The following is a 13,725-nucleotide window of genomic DNA, read 5'->3' on the forward strand; positions in this document are numbered from 1 at the left end:
TGACAGGGAATAAAAGATATGGTGCTAGTCTAGGCTAGAAAGGGTTCCTTCGAGCGGTAGGCTCTGGCGATGCAGATTAAAAATTTAGACCATCTGGGTTTAGTGGCTGGAGTGATTGACGAACTTGGCCTGGTCGAGTTGACGGATAAGCGGATTGAACCTCATAGCTTGGAGCATGTGAGTGCCGGACAAGTGGTTAAAGCCATGATTTTGAACGCCCTAGGCTTTCTCAGTGCACCGTTGTATTTATTCAGCGAGTTTTTTGAGAGTAAAGCGGTGTCTCATCTGCTCGGGGAAGGGGTAGAGGCTCGTCACTTGAATGACGACCGCTTAGGTCGAGTGTTGGATGAACTCTACGCAGAAGGGACGACATCATTTTTTCTCCAGGTGGCGCTCCAGGCTGTGGAACGATTTGGAATTGATATTCAACAGCGTCATCTCGATGCCACCTCGATCTCAGTAGAAGGGAAGTATCAGCGGTGCTCGAAGGGGAAATCCGAGGTAGGACTTGAGTCAGCTCCCCCCGGTGAGACATCAGCAGAACCCAGCCCAATTCGGCTGTGTCGAGGCTATTCCCGAGACCATCGTCCAGATTTGAAACAGTTTTTGATGACTCTAGTCTGTGCCGCCGACGGTGGCGTGCCGCTATGGTTGCAGTTGGCCAGTGGCAATGAACAGGACACTCAGCAGTTTGCAGAGGTGCTCAAGGCGTTTGGTGACCAATGGACTAGCGACGGTATCGTTGTGATGGATGCCGCCTTTTACACAGCAGCCAATCTGCAGCAGATGGAGACCACGGGGTGGCTATCACGGGTGCCGCTGACCCTAAAAGCGGCTCAAGAGCTGGTGCACAGCGATGTCACCCGACTGACTGAAGTCCCCTGCAACTCCAAGGATTACCGGATGTGGGAGATTGAGCAGACCTATGCCGGAGTGCGCCAGCGCTGGCGCCTCGTCGAAAGCCAAACCCGCAAAGCCAATGCCGACCTCTGGCAACCCGAATTAGAGAAGCTCGAACACCGCCTCAACCGCCAATTGAAAAAGCTGACCCAGCGGGTCTTTGCTTGCAAACCCGATGCCCTCGAGGCCTTGATGCAGTTTCAAGATGGACTCGAGGTGCATCAGCTCACTCAGGTCTCCCTGGAGACGGTGCGGGCCAAGCGACCCCCCGGTCGTCCCGCCAAATCCGCCGAACCCACCCCAGTTCAGGGCTATCGGCTCCAGGCCACGTTACAGCAGACCGCCACGGCGGAAGACCGCTTTAGCCGTCAGCGTAGTCGCTTTATTCTAGCCACCAATCAACTGGAGCAATCCCTCTGGCCGGCTCAGACCTGCTTGAGCGAATATAAAGGGCAACAGACCGTCGAGAGAGGCTTTCGCTTCCTCAAAGACCCCCTCTTCTTGGCCAGTAGCGTCTTTGTCAAAAAGCCGCAGCGGGTCGAGGCCTTAGCTCTCATCATGGCCCTAACCCTTATGGTGTATACCCTCGCCGAACGCCAACTGCGACAGGCGCTAGATGCTCAGAAGCAAACGGTGCGCGACCAACGCCAACAACCCACCGCTAAACCGACCTTTCGCTGGATTATGCAGAAGTTTCAAGGAATCCACTGGGTTAATCTCGATGGGCAAAGGCAGATTAGCAATCTCAATGATGAACGGCGATTGATTATTCACCTCTTCGGTCCACCCGTTGAGCGCTATTACTACGCATCCGGTTAATTACCTATCAACCTGCGGAATGTAGGATTCAAGGCTTTTGCCCAAGAGCATGGCGACAAAACAGCAGCTCAAATGGCTGAACTTTGGGATGACGACATCTCTCCTCGCACCATATCCAGAGCCTTGAAGAAAATTGGCTTCACCAGAAAAAAAAACTTACGGCTACCAAGAACGTGATGAGCAACAGCGAGAGGAGTTTATGGCTCAGATTGAACAGATGGAGCCATAAGAAGTGGTCTACCTCGATGAAGCCGGCATGAATAGTCAGGACTCGGATTACCCTTATGGTTACTGCGAGGAAGGAAAACGCTTCCATGCACTCAAATCAGGGAAGAGGCAGGGCAGGGTAAGTATGATAGCCGCATGGTGTCATCAACAACTCTTAGCTCCCTTTAGCTTTGAGGGTTGTTGTAATCGGACAGTGTTTGAGTTGTGGTTGGAGTTCATCTTAATTCCAACATTGAAGCCAGGTCAGACTCTAGTATTGGACAATGCAACGTTTCATAAAGGGGGACGGATTGCTGAACTGGTGGAGGCAGCTCAATGCCGTTTACTCTATCTTTCGCCTTATTCGCCAGACCTCAACAAGATAGAGAAATGTTGGTCGTGGCTGAAAGCCCGTATTCGCCACTGCACGTGAGCAGTTTGATTCTCTCCATGATGCCATGGATTCCGTTCTCAAAGCTGCGTCCTAACCACCTTACCTTGACTAATGCTATAGTTCAATTAGGGGTCGAGATAGACCTCACGGTCTACCCCTCCCATTCAGAACCGTGCATGAAAGTTTTCCCTTCACACGGCTCCTAGTTTGATTGCTTCTTTTGTTAAGAACACAGCTTTGCGTCATCTAATGCCGTCTTATTGTCGCGGGTGTGGCGGTGTAGCAGTTGAAGATTTTTGTATTCATCCTTTCCACCGTGGCTTCTAGGTACAATGTGGTCTACTTCAACTAAGTCTGATGGGGTAAAGTATTGCCCGCACCAGGTACACTTGCCTTTTTGCTTTTTGAGTAGTTTTGCTACCCTATTTGGTGTGTCAATTGCATTGCTTGTCCTTTTCGGGTTGCCCAGTAAGTCCAGTTTCCGTCATCAAGTGTTGCGTCTGGGCGTATTAGGGTGTGTCTGACAATCGGAGTCCAATTGTGTTTCCATAACTGAAATCCATCCTTGGTCTTGAATAACCAAGTTTCATACCTTTCTTTCCTATTGCTAAGTTTAACCGTTCCGTGACTGAAATAGTTTCTTAGCTTTTCATGTAGGTTTGCCCTTCCGCATCTTCAAACTTTCCATGCTCTTAACATTTCCCAGACTATATGGTCTAGTTTATTGAAGGCTTCTGTTGAAACTACCCCTGAATAGTAGTTTGACCAACCTCGTATTATTGGGTTGAGTCTGCTTATCAGGGCTGATTGAGGTGCTGTTTTATGCTTCCTGATTACACCTTTAATCACTTCTGTGTGAGCTTTAACTGCCTTATTGCTGGGTTTAATGTGGGTTTTGTGTCCGATTAATCGGCTCGCCGCTCCACCTGTTTTCCCGGATTGATATTTTCCTATAGGGTATTGCCTGATGTTGAATCCTAGAAAATCAAAGCCGGGTTCCTCTGTTTTACCTTCGTACTCAATGGGATTGAGTGTATGGCATATTCGAGTCTTTTCGGGTTTAATTTTTAGTCCTACAGGTTTTAACCATTCGGAAATAGCAGTTTTGCACTGTTCAATGATTTCTAGGTCTTTGGATATGACCACAAAATCATCGGCATATCTTATTAGGTTTACCTGGGTGGTCGTCCCTTTATTAGGATACATTTCTTTTACTATTCTTTCCATTCCATCCAGGGCGATGTTGGCCAATAGTGGACTTATCGCTCCTCCTTGAGGTGTCCCTGTTTCTGTATCCTCGAATACACCGTTATCTAGCACACCCGCTTTGAGCCATTGTTTCAAGTCTCTTTTCAGGCTGCTTGGACAATGAATTTGTGACAGTAGGTATTCATGGTTCACGGTAAGAGCATTTGGCTATATGTTAGGGGTCGAGAATGGAGTCACCACCATCTCCTCCCATTCAGAACCATACGTGAAAGTTTCCCTTCATACGGCTCCTGGTGTGGATACCCTGTTTTGTCAAAGGAGCAGAATCAAGAGACCTGCTTTTTACTTCGATGTTCAGAGCTATATGCAGCACGTAGTCTTTAAACTCGTCCTCGCCATTATACTCTTACTGACCGCAGTATCTATATCCACACCGTGACCTGTGGGCATATCCCAACCATGACAATTGGGCTTTAGCTTCTGGTCACATCCTTAGCCCTCTAAGCATGCGCTTACATTTTTCACTACTGCCTTGTGAATTGCATTACTCACTTGTTTATGGACAGAGCATTAGAGGGGTTACAACGTTCCGATTATATGGGCATTCCATCGTTAGATTTGTCCTATCCACCGGGGTACTTCTAAAGGTCTGTGTGGGTAGAATGCAGAATCCCCCACTTTTCCCCTTGCCCTTTTGGGCGCAGCGTGTCAACCTATTTCGCTGCTCATGCTTTACGATGGTTCAAGTCGGACATTCGGTCTTCCTAATCATAGATGGTTGGCAGTGGTCGCGTCTTGGTAGTAGGTTCTACCTCACGCCTTCCGTTCCCCGCTTCAATCCTGGAGTTATGATTTCCAAAACTGGGGGTGGCTATCGCCGTTACTCTCTACTCCCTGATTTCTCAGTTCGTTTATGACCTTGAGTTCCCTGCCTTGCTTAGTTACCTAAGCGTCGGGACATATAATCAGTTATGAGGATGGTCAGGAGAGGTCTCCTTATATCCAGATTCGGAGCTGGAATCCTCACCGGGTAGTTATTTCGGGCATTTCAGCCCTATTTCATACCCGAACGTCTCGCACGTGCATCAAGTACATAATAACTACTTGTTTTGATGGCAGGGTAAATTCTACCAATTGCATCTTGGGTTGACCTACCCGTTCTGAACCCATAGCTTGTGCCTTCAAATCTCGATTCCCATTCAGGTTCGAGAGCCGATTTAACCAAGGCTTGCCTCGCTCTATCTTGGATAGTGGGTATTCCCAGCGGGCGTTTCTCATCCCTACCAGGTTTTGGAATCCACACCCTACGCAGTGGTTTTGCTTTGATATTTCCTTTGATTTTCTCGGCTAAGTCTAACCTTTGCTTAGGGGATATTGCTATCACTCCATCCACTCCGGCTGTTTTCTTTCCTTGATTGTCTTGGGTCACTCGCCGTACTGCTAAGAGTCGGGCATAAGATGACTTCACCAATAGACGTTGCCACCTTCTTACCTTTGCATCCGGCCCCGATTTAGCTGCTTGAAATATCCTCTTTTGGAGCTTGAAAACTTTCCGCTGAACCTTAGCCCAAGGAATAGCTTTCCATACGTTATTCGTAGTCTTGATTGGTTTGGACTTGCCAAAGCCTTTCTTTAAACTCGCTTGCGTCATTTAAACACCTACTAGACTCTATTCTTACAATCAAACCGTGACCTGTTAGCATATCCCGTCCATTACAGCCGGGCGTTGGCTTTTGGTCACATCTCACATCCTCTAGGACTTGCGGTTACACTTATCCCTACTAACTACCTCGACCAGATAGTCAGAGTCCAGGAGGACTTAAAACGTTCCGTTTATATGGGCATTCCATCTTTAGATTTGTCCTTTCCACCGGGGTACTTTAAAGGTCTGTGTAAGTAGTATTAATAGCCTCCTACTTTTCCCCTTGCTCTTTTGAACGCAGCGTATCAACCTATTTCGCTGCTCAGTATTGACGATGGTTCAAGCCGGACATTCGGTTTCCCTAATCATGGATGGTTGGCAGTGGTCTCATTTCTGGTATTAGGTTACACCTCGAAGCCTTCCGTTCCCCGCTTTAGTCCCAAGGTTGTGAATCCTGAAACTAGGGGTGGCTATCGCAGTTACCCTCACCTTTGCCGTAACTATTCCGTTATGTTAAGAATTATTACGTTGTGTTGCAAAGTGTGTTGACCTTGGGTTCCCTGCCTTGATTTGGTATCGTATGATACCAATTTTCGGGACATATAAACAGTTATGGGAATGGTCAGAAGTGCGCTTCTTGTATTCAACCAATAGGTTGAATTCCCCACCAGGCGGTTATTTCAGGTATCTAAACCCTATTTAATGCCTGAACGTCTCGCACATTAAAGATATAATGTGCTATCATAGCTAAATGTGAGATAAAACTCCGGGATGTAGCGCAGCTTGGTAGCGCACCTCGTTCGGGACGAGGGAGTCGCAGGTTCAAATCCTGTCATCCCGATTTAACTTAAACCCTTATCCTGACGACTATCGGGTAATATCGCTCAACCCGATAGTCGTACCGTTGCGCACAAAATACACCCCATTAAGTCTTAACACACAGGATAATTAGCGCATATCCCTTAGCAACAAATCTTAATTATTGACGGCTTAATCAATAAGCAGTTATGGTCGAAAGGGAAGTCGCCTTCCCCAACTCCAATTCAAAACCGTGCTTGCGAGTTTCCCAGCACACGGCTCCTGATGTAGATACCCCTTTGTCAGTGGGAACAGGGCTACAACCCCCTGCTTTCGTACTTCAACTTTTAGAGCTATATGCTTGCGATAGTCTTTAAACTCGCTTTCGCCATTAAACTCCTACTAATCGCAGTATCTATATCTACACCGTGACTAGTGGGCATATCCTAACCATTACAGTTAGGCATTAGCTTTCAGTCACATCCTTTCCCCTTAAAGGGTTAGGGGTCGAGAGTGAAGTCACCTTCACCCTCTCCCATTCAGAACCGTGCTTGATAGTTTCCCATCACACGGCTCCTGGTGTGGATACCCTATTTGTCAAAGGAGCAGAATCAAGAGACCTGCTTTCTACTTCGATGTTCAGAGCTATATGCACCACGTAGTCTTTAAACTCGTCCTCGCCATTATACTCTTACTGACCGCAGTATCTATATCCCCACCGTGACCTGTGGGCATATCCCAACCATGACAATTGGGCTTTAGCTTCTGGTCACATCCTTCACCCTCTAAGGTTAGGGGTCGAGAGTGAAGTCACCTTCACCCTCTCTCTACCATTCAGAACCGTGCTTGATAGTTTCCCATCACACGGCTCCTGGTGTGGATACCCTATTTGTCAAAGGAGCAGAATCAAGAGACCTGCTTTCTACTTCGATGTTCAGAGCTATAGCATTAGTCAAGGTGGTTAGGACGCAGCTTTGAGAACGGAATCCATGGCATCATGGAGAGAATCAAACTGCTCACGTGCAGTGGCGAATACGGGCTTTCAGCCACGACCAACATTTCTCTATCTTGTTGAGGTCTGGCGAATAAGGCGGAAGATAGAGTAAACGGCATTGAGCTGCCTCCACCAGTTCAGCAATCCGTCCCCCTTTATGAAACGTTGCATTGTCCAATACTAGAGTCTGACCTGGCTTCAATGTTGGAATTAAGATGAACTCCAACCACAACTCAAACACTGTCCGATTACAACAACCCTCAAAGCTAAAGGGAGCTAAGAGTTGTTGATGACACCATGCGGCTATCATACTTACCCTGCCCTGCCTCTTCCCTGATTTGAGTGCATGGAAGCGTTTTCCTTCCTCGCAGTAACCATAAGGGTAATCCGAGTCCTGACTATTCATGCCGGCTTCATCGAGGTAGACCACTTCTTCCGGCTTCATCTGTTCAATCTGAGCCATAAACTCCTCTCGCTGTTGCTCATCACGTTCTTGGTAGCCGTAAGTTTTTTTTTCTGGTGAAGCCAATTTTCTTCAAGGCTCTGGATATGGTGCGAGGAGAGATGTCGTCATCCCAAAGTTCAGCCATTTGAGCTGCTGTTTTGTCGCCATGCTCTTGGGCAAAAGCCTTGAATTTTTGCCAGTCGGTAATTTTGTGGTTATTGCCAGGTCGGTGATGAGGTTTAGGGAGGAAGTCTCCGGTCTGTGCTTTTCTTTGCAGCCAGAGATTAATGGTGTTCCTGCTGACATGGAAAACTTGACTGGCTTCTGTTTTGGGCATACCGTCTAGTTCAATGGCATCAATAACTTTTTGTCTGAGGTCGTAACTATAGGGGGCTGGCATTTTTGGTCTTCTTAGTCATCTCGTCCTCTCCATTATACGTCCTAAGTGTTCTGTCTTGTGCTATATATGCACCACGTAGTCTTTAAACTCGTCCTCGCCATTATACTCTTACTGACCGCAGTATCTATATCCCCACCGTGACCTGTGGGCATATCCCAACCATGACAATTGGGCTTTAGCTTCTGGTCACATCCTTCACCCTCTAAGCATGCGCTTACATTTTTCACTACTGCCTTGTGAATAGCATTACTCACTGGTTTATAGGCAGAGCATTAGAGGGGTTACAACGTTCCGATTATATGGGCATTCCATCGTTAGATTTGTCCTCTCCGCCGGGGTACTTTTAAAGGTCTGTGTAGGTAGTCGCACGAACCCCCTACTTTTCCCCTTGCCCTTTTGAGCGCAGCGTGTCAACCTATTTCGCTGCTAGTGTATTACGATGGTTCAAGTCGGACATTCGGTCTTGCTAATCATAGATGGTTGGCAGTGGTCGCGTCTTGGTAGTAGGTTCTACCTCACGCCTTCCGTTCCCCGCTTCAATCCTGGAGTTATGATTTCCAAAACTGGGGGTGGCTATCGCCGTTACTCTCTACTCCCTGATTTCTCAGTTCGTTTATGACCTTGAGTTCCCTGCCTTGCTTAGTTCCCTAAGCGTCGGGACATATAACCAGTTATGAGGATGGTCAGGAGAGGTCTCCTTATATCCAGATTCGGAGCTGGAATCCTCACCGGGTAGTTATTTCGGGCATTTCAGCCCTATTTCATACCCGAACGTCTCGCACCATGCGCTTACATTTTTCACTACTGCCTTGTGAATAGCATTACTCACTTGTTTATAGGCAGAGCATTAGAGGGGTTACAATGTTCCGATTATATGGGCATTCCATCGTTAGATTTGTCCTCTCCGCCGGGGTACTTTTAAAGGTCTGTGTAGGTAGTCGCACGAACCCCCTACTTTTCCCCTTGCCCTTTTGAGCGCAGCGTGTCAACCTATTTCGCTGCTAGTGTATTACGATGGTTCAAGTCGGACATTCGGTCTTCCTAATCATAGATGGTTGGCAGTGGTCGCGTCTTGGTAGTAGGTTCTACCTCACGCCTTCCGTTCCCCGCTTCAATCCTGGAGTTATGATTTCCAAAACTGGGGGTGGCTATCGCCGTTACTCTCTACTCCCTGATTTCTCAGTTCGTTTATGACCTTGAGTTCCCTGCCTTGCTTAGTTCCCTAAGCGTCGGGACATATAACCAGTTATGAGGATGGTCAGGAGAGGTCTCCTTATATCCAGATTCGGAGCTGGAATCCTCACCGGGTAGTTATTTCGGGCATTTCAGCCCTATTTCATACCCGAACGTCTCGCACCATACGCTTACACTTTTCACGCTCTGCCGTGAGGCAGAGCCAATGAGGGGTTTAAACGTTCCGTTTATATGGGCGTTCCATCTTTAGACTTGTCCTTTCCACCGGGGTACTTTTAAAAGTCTGTGTAGGTATAGCACAAGACAGGAAAGTTAGGACGTATAATGGAGAGGACGAGATGACTAAGAAGACCCAAAAGGCCAGCCCCCTATAGTTACGACCTCAGACAAAAAGTTATTAATGCAATTGAACTAGACGGTATGCCCAAAACATAAGCCAGTCAACTTTTCCATGTCAGCCGGAACACCATTAATCTCTGGCTGCAAAGAAAAGCACAGACCGGAGACTTCCTCCCTCAACCTAATCACCCACCTGGCAATAACCACAAAATTACCGACTGGCAAAAATTCAAGGCTTTTGCCCAAGAGCATGGCCACAAAACCTCCGCTCAGATGGCTGAACTTTGGGATGACGACATCTCTCCTCGCACCATATCCAGAGCAGAGCCTTGAAGAAAATTGGCTTCACCAGAAAAAAAAACTTACGGCTACCAAGAACGTTGGAAGCAACAGCGAGAGGAGTTTATTGCTCAGATTGAACAGATGGAGCCGGAAGGGTTGGTTTACCTCGATGAAGCTGGCATGAATAGTCAAGACTCCGATTATCCTTATGGTTACTGCCAGGAAGGACAACGCTTCCATGCCCTCAAATCAGGGAAGAGGCAGGGCAGGGTGAGCTATATGGCCCCATGGTGTGATCAACAACTCTTAGCTCCCTTTACCTTTGAGGGTTGTTGTAATCGGACAGTGTTTGAGTTGTGGTTGGAGTTCATCTTAATTCCAACATTGAAGCCAGGTCAGACTCTAGTATTGGACAATGCAACGTTTCATAAAGGGGGGCGGATTGCTGAACTGGTGGAGGCGGCTCAATGCCGTTTACTCTATCTTCCGCCTTATTCGCCAGGCCTCAACAAGATAGAGAAATGTTGGTCGTGGTTGAAAGCCCGCATTCGCCATTGTATTGAGCAGTTTGATTCTCTCCATGATGCCATGGATTCTGTTCTCAAGGCTGCGTCCTAACCGTATTGACTAGTGCTATAGCACAAGACAGAACACTTAGGACGTATAATGGAGAGGACGAGATGACTAAGAAGACCAAAAATGCCAGCCCCCTATAGTTACGACCTCAGACAAAAAGTTATTGATGCCATTGAACTAGACGGTATGCCCAAAACAGAAGCCAGTCAAGTTTTCCATGTCAGCAGGAACACCATTAATCTCTGGCTGCAAAGAAAAGCACAGACCGGAGACTTCCTCCCTAAACCTCATCACCGACCTGGCAATAACCACAAAATTACCGACTGGCAGAAATTCAAGGCTTTTGCCCAAGAGCATGGCCACAAAACCTCCGCTCAAATGGCTGAACTTTGGGATGACGACATCTCTCCTCGCACCATATCCAGAGCCTTGAAGAAAATTGGCTGCACCAGAAAAAAACTTACGGCTACCAAGAACGTTGGAAGCAACAGCGAGAGGAGTTTATGGCTCAGATTGAACAGATGGAGCCACAAGAAGTGGTCTACCTCGATGAAGCCGGCATGAATAGTCAGGACTCGGATTACCCTTATGGTTACTGCGAGGAAGGAAAACGCTTCCATGCACTCAAATCAGGGAAGAGGCAGGGCAGGGTAAGTATGATAGCCGCATGGTGTCATCAACAACTCTTAGCTCCCTTTAGCTTTGAGGGTTGTTGTAATCGGACAGTGTTTGAGTTGTGGTTGGAGTTCATCTTAATTCCAACATTGAAGCCAGGTCAGACTCTAGTATTGGACAATGCAACGTTTCATAAAGGGGGGCGGATTGCTGAACTGGTGGAGGCAGCTCAATGCCGTTTACTCTATCTACCACCTTATTCGCCAGACCTCAACAAGATAGAGAAATGTTGGTCGTGGCTGAAAGCCCGTATTCGCCACTGCATTGAGCAGTTTGATTCTCTCCATGATGCCATGGATTCCGTTCTCAAAGCTGCGTCCTAACCACCTTGACTTGACTAATGCTATAAGATGAACTCCAACCACAACTCAAACACTGTCCGATTACAACAACCCTCAAAGCTAAAGGGGGCTAAGAGTTGTTGATAACACCATGGGGCCATATATAGCACAAGACAGAATACTTAGGACGTATAATGGAGAGGACGAGATGACTAAGAAGACCAAAAATGCCAGCCCCCTATAGTTACGACCTCAGACAAAAAGTTATTGATGCCATTGAACTAGACGGTATGCCCAAAACAGAAGCCAGTCAAGTTTTCCATGTCAGCAGGAACACCATTAATCTCTGGCTGCAAAGAAAAGCACAGACCGGAGACTTCCTCCCTAAACCTCATCACCGACCTGGCAATAACCACAAAATTACCGACTGGCAAAAATTCAAGGCTTTTGCCCAAGAGCATGGCCACAAAACCTCCGCTCAAATGGCTGAACTTTGGGATGACGACATCTCTCCTCGCACCATATCCAGAGCCTTGAAGAAAATTGGCTTCACCAGAAAAAAAAACTTACGGCTACCAAGAACGTTGGAAGCAACAGCGAGAGGAGTTTATGGCTCAGATTGAACAGATGGAGCCGGAAGAAGTGGTCTACCTCGATGAAGCCGGCATGAATAGTCAGGACTCGGATTACCCTTATGGTTACTGCGAGGAAGGAAAACGCTTCCATGCACTCAAATCAGGGAAGAGGCAGGGCAGGGTAAGTATGATAGCCGCATGGTGTCATCAACAACTCTTAGCTCCCTTTAGCTTTGAGGGTTGTTGTAATCGGACAGTGTTTGAGTTGTGGTTGGAGTTCATCTTAATTCCAACATTGAAGCCAGGTCAGACTCTAGTATTGGACAATGCAACGTTTCATAAAGGGGGGCGGATTGCTGAACTGGTGGAGGCAGCTCAATGCCGTTTACTCTATCTACCACCTTATTCGCCAGACCTCAACAAGATAGAGAAATGTTGGTCGTGGCTGAAAGCCCGTATTCGCCACTGCATTGAGCAGTTTGATTCTCTCCATGATGCCATGGATTCCGTTCTCAAAGCTGCGTCCTAACCACCTTGACTAATGCTATAGCTCACCCTGCCCTGCCTCTTCCCGGATTTGAGGGCATGGAAGCGTTGTCCTTCCTGGCAGTAACCATAAGGATAATCGGAGTCTTGACTATTCATGCCAGCTTCATCGAGGTAAACCAACCCTTCCGGCTCCATCTGTTCAATCTGAGCAATAAACTCCTCTCGCTGTTGCTCATCACGTTCTTGGTAGCCGTAAGTTTTTTTTCAGGTGAAGCCAATTTTCTTCAAGGCTCTGGATATGGTGCGAGGAGAGATGTCGTCATCCCAAAGTTCAGCCATTTGAGCGGAGGTTTTGTGGCCATGCTCTTGGGCAAAAGCCTTGAATTTCTGCCAGTCGGTAATTTGGTGGCTATGACCAGGTGGGCGATTAGGTTTAGGGAGGAAGTCGCCGGTGTGTTCTTTTCTTTGCAGCCAGAGATTGATAGTGTTCCTGCTGACATGGAAAACTTGACTGGCTTCGGTTTTGGGTATACCGTCTAGTTCAATTGCATTAATAACTTTTTGTCTAAGGTCGTAACTGTAGGGGGCTGGCATTTTGGGTCTTCTGTAGATATCCTTGCCATTATACGTCCTAACTTAACTGTTCTGTTTTGTGCTATAGCTTGTCTGACCTACCCTTTTGAAGGGGGTTCAGATTCATGGTAAAATTTCCCATACCCGACGGGATTTTACCCACCAAAGGGGGGAAAAACTTTCCGCCCCTCCTGATTCTCTTAAGGCGCTTATCTCCTCAAGGAAAAAATCTGGGGTTAGGTTCCGTCTGACCATGGGAGTCGGTGTAGGATTCTCTCAATACTCGCCCTAAAAGGGCGAGGCTTGAAGCCCATTTTTGGGGTCAAAAATGGGCTAGTCTGGATACCAGAACATCCCCTTGATCCCTTCGGGATCTGAGATAAACCCTAGGTTTCGATAAAATTCAACCACATGGGGGTCTGCAAACAACGTGATATTGCTAATATCATCGCTGCGAAGCTTTTTGATGATAAAACGCATCAAAGCCTTGCCTAAACCTTTGTTTTGGAAGTCTGGGTGAACCACGACATCCCAAAGGGTAGCATTAAAGGCATGATCGGAAGTAGCGCGAGCAAAACCGATTAGCCGTCGTTGGTTGCCCCGCATTTGCCACATGGAAACGACCAAAAAGCTATGCTGAATAGCCTTTTTGACCTTCCTGAGAGGGCGACGGGACCAACCGACAGCATTACAGAGTTCTTCTAGCTCATATAGATCAATGTCCCGATCCGTGCTGAAAAAAATCCGAGAATTCCGAGAGTTTGGTTGCCGAGTTACCTGGGACCAAGAGGATTGGTTCTCGATAGAGCATTCCTCTTGTTCCGCCGTTTTGGACATTGAGGTAGAATCAGAACCGCTAAAGAAATTTTTCCAAAAACCCATGCAGGCGTGGTTAAGGTAATAGATGATGTCTTTACTAGATAGTATATCTCC

At 47.3% G+C, this 13,725-nt stretch carries 4 protein-coding genes, 1 tRNA gene and 8 pseudogenes; 6 read left to right on the forward strand and 7 right to left on the reverse strand.

The genetic code is table 11. The features are described from left to right. Positions 1-69 precede the first annotated feature (69 nt). Both XZ46_RS21395 and XZ46_RS21400 read left to right on the forward strand, forming a co-directional pair. The gene (locus tag XZ46_RS21395) at positions 70-1,719 is read left to right on the forward strand and encodes an IS1634-like element ISAtsp2 family transposase (RefSeq protein ID WP_048895005.1); all 1,650 of its coding nucleotides are present in this window, start codon (positions 70-72) and stop codon (positions 1,717-1,719) included. Between the two features lie 27 nt (positions 1,720-1,746). Then, positions 1,747-2,414 (forward strand): annotated as a pseudogene (locus tag XZ46_RS21400) (IS630-like element ISAtsp1 family transposase); the annotation flags it as partial. Between the two features lie 129 nt (positions 2,415-2,543). On the opposite strand, the pseudogene XZ46_RS36995 reads toward XZ46_RS21400, so the two are convergent. The 3 pseudogenes from XZ46_RS36995 to XZ46_RS21410 form a co-directional block, all read right to left on the reverse strand. Then, a pseudogene (locus tag XZ46_RS36995) lies at positions 2,544-3,721 on the reverse strand (group II intron reverse transcriptase); the annotation flags it as partial. A 168-nt stretch (positions 3,722-3,889) separates the two neighbouring features. Then, a pseudogene (locus XZ46_RS38450) lies at positions 3,890-4,081 on the reverse strand (hypothetical protein). A gap of 529 nt (positions 4,082-4,610) precedes the next feature. Beyond that, positions 4,611-5,180: pseudogene (locus XZ46_RS21410) on the reverse strand (reverse transcriptase N-terminal domain-containing protein); the annotation flags it as partial. Positions 5,181-5,938: 758 nt separating this feature from the next. Between XZ46_RS21410 and XZ46_RS21415 the strand changes: the two are divergent. Further along, positions 5,939-6,012, forward strand: a tRNA-Pro gene (locus XZ46_RS21415). A 918-nt stretch (positions 6,013-6,930) separates the two neighbouring features. Here XZ46_RS21415 and XZ46_RS33200 read toward each other — a convergent pair. Further along, positions 6,931-7,808: pseudogene (locus XZ46_RS33200) on the reverse strand (IS630-like element ISAtsp1 family transposase). Between the two features lie 1,590 nt (positions 7,809-9,398). On the opposite strand from XZ46_RS33200, the pseudogene XZ46_RS33205 reads away from it, so the two are divergent. Then, a pseudogene (locus tag XZ46_RS33205) lies at positions 9,399-10,241 on the forward strand (IS630 family transposase). A gap of 81 nt (positions 10,242-10,322) precedes the next feature. Further along, a protein-coding gene (locus XZ46_RS33210; protein ID WP_157883459.1) for an IS630 family transposase occupies positions 10,323-11,197 on the forward strand; the annotation gives its coding sequence in 2 pieces (ribosomal slippage) (positions 10,323-10,650 and positions 10,650-11,197; 876 coding nt in all). A gap of 23 nt (positions 11,198-11,220) precedes the next feature. On the opposite strand, the pseudogene XZ46_RS34705 reads toward XZ46_RS33210, so the two are convergent. Next, positions 11,221-11,325: pseudogene (locus XZ46_RS34705) on the reverse strand (IS630 family transposase); the annotation flags it as partial. 57 nt (positions 11,326-11,382) lie between these two features. On the opposite strand from XZ46_RS34705, the gene XZ46_RS33215 reads away from it, so the two are divergent. Continuing rightward, positions 11,383-12,259 (forward strand): IS630-like element ISAtsp1 family transposase gene (locus XZ46_RS33215; protein ID WP_006670343.1). Its coding sequence is split into 2 segments (ribosomal slippage): positions 11,383-11,712 and positions 11,714-12,259, totalling 876 coding nucleotides; the frame shifts between segments, so codons are not numbered across the junction. 20 nt (positions 12,260-12,279) lie between these two features. Here XZ46_RS33215 and XZ46_RS33220 read toward each other — a convergent pair. Then, positions 12,280-12,813, reverse strand: a pseudogene (locus tag XZ46_RS33220) (IS630 transposase-related protein); the annotation flags it as partial. A gap of 312 nt (positions 12,814-13,125) precedes the next feature. Then, on the reverse strand, positions 13,126-13,674 hold the full coding sequence (locus tag XZ46_RS21465; protein ID WP_006623763.1) for a GNAT family N-acetyltransferase: 549 nt from the start codon (positions 13,672-13,674) through the stop codon (positions 13,126-13,128). Between the last annotated feature and the right edge of the window lie 51 nt (positions 13,675-13,725).

The sequence above is a fragment of the Limnospira indica PCC 8005 genome, from assembly GCF_000973065.1.
GTDB classification, from domain to species: domain Bacteria; phylum Cyanobacteriota; class Cyanobacteriia; order Cyanobacteriales; family Microcoleaceae; genus Limnospira; species Limnospira fusiformis.

What these genes read in the sequence shown, in the direction of transcription:
- XZ46_RS21395 (WP_048895005.1), top strand. Translation starts at nt 70, where the DNA reads ATGCAGATTAAAAATTTAGACCATCTGGGTTTAGTGGCTGGAGTGATT.
- XZ46_RS21465 (WP_006623763.1), bottom strand. Translation starts at nt 13,674, where the DNA reads ATGGGTTTTTGGAAAAATTTCTTTAGCGGTTCTGATTCTACCTCAATG.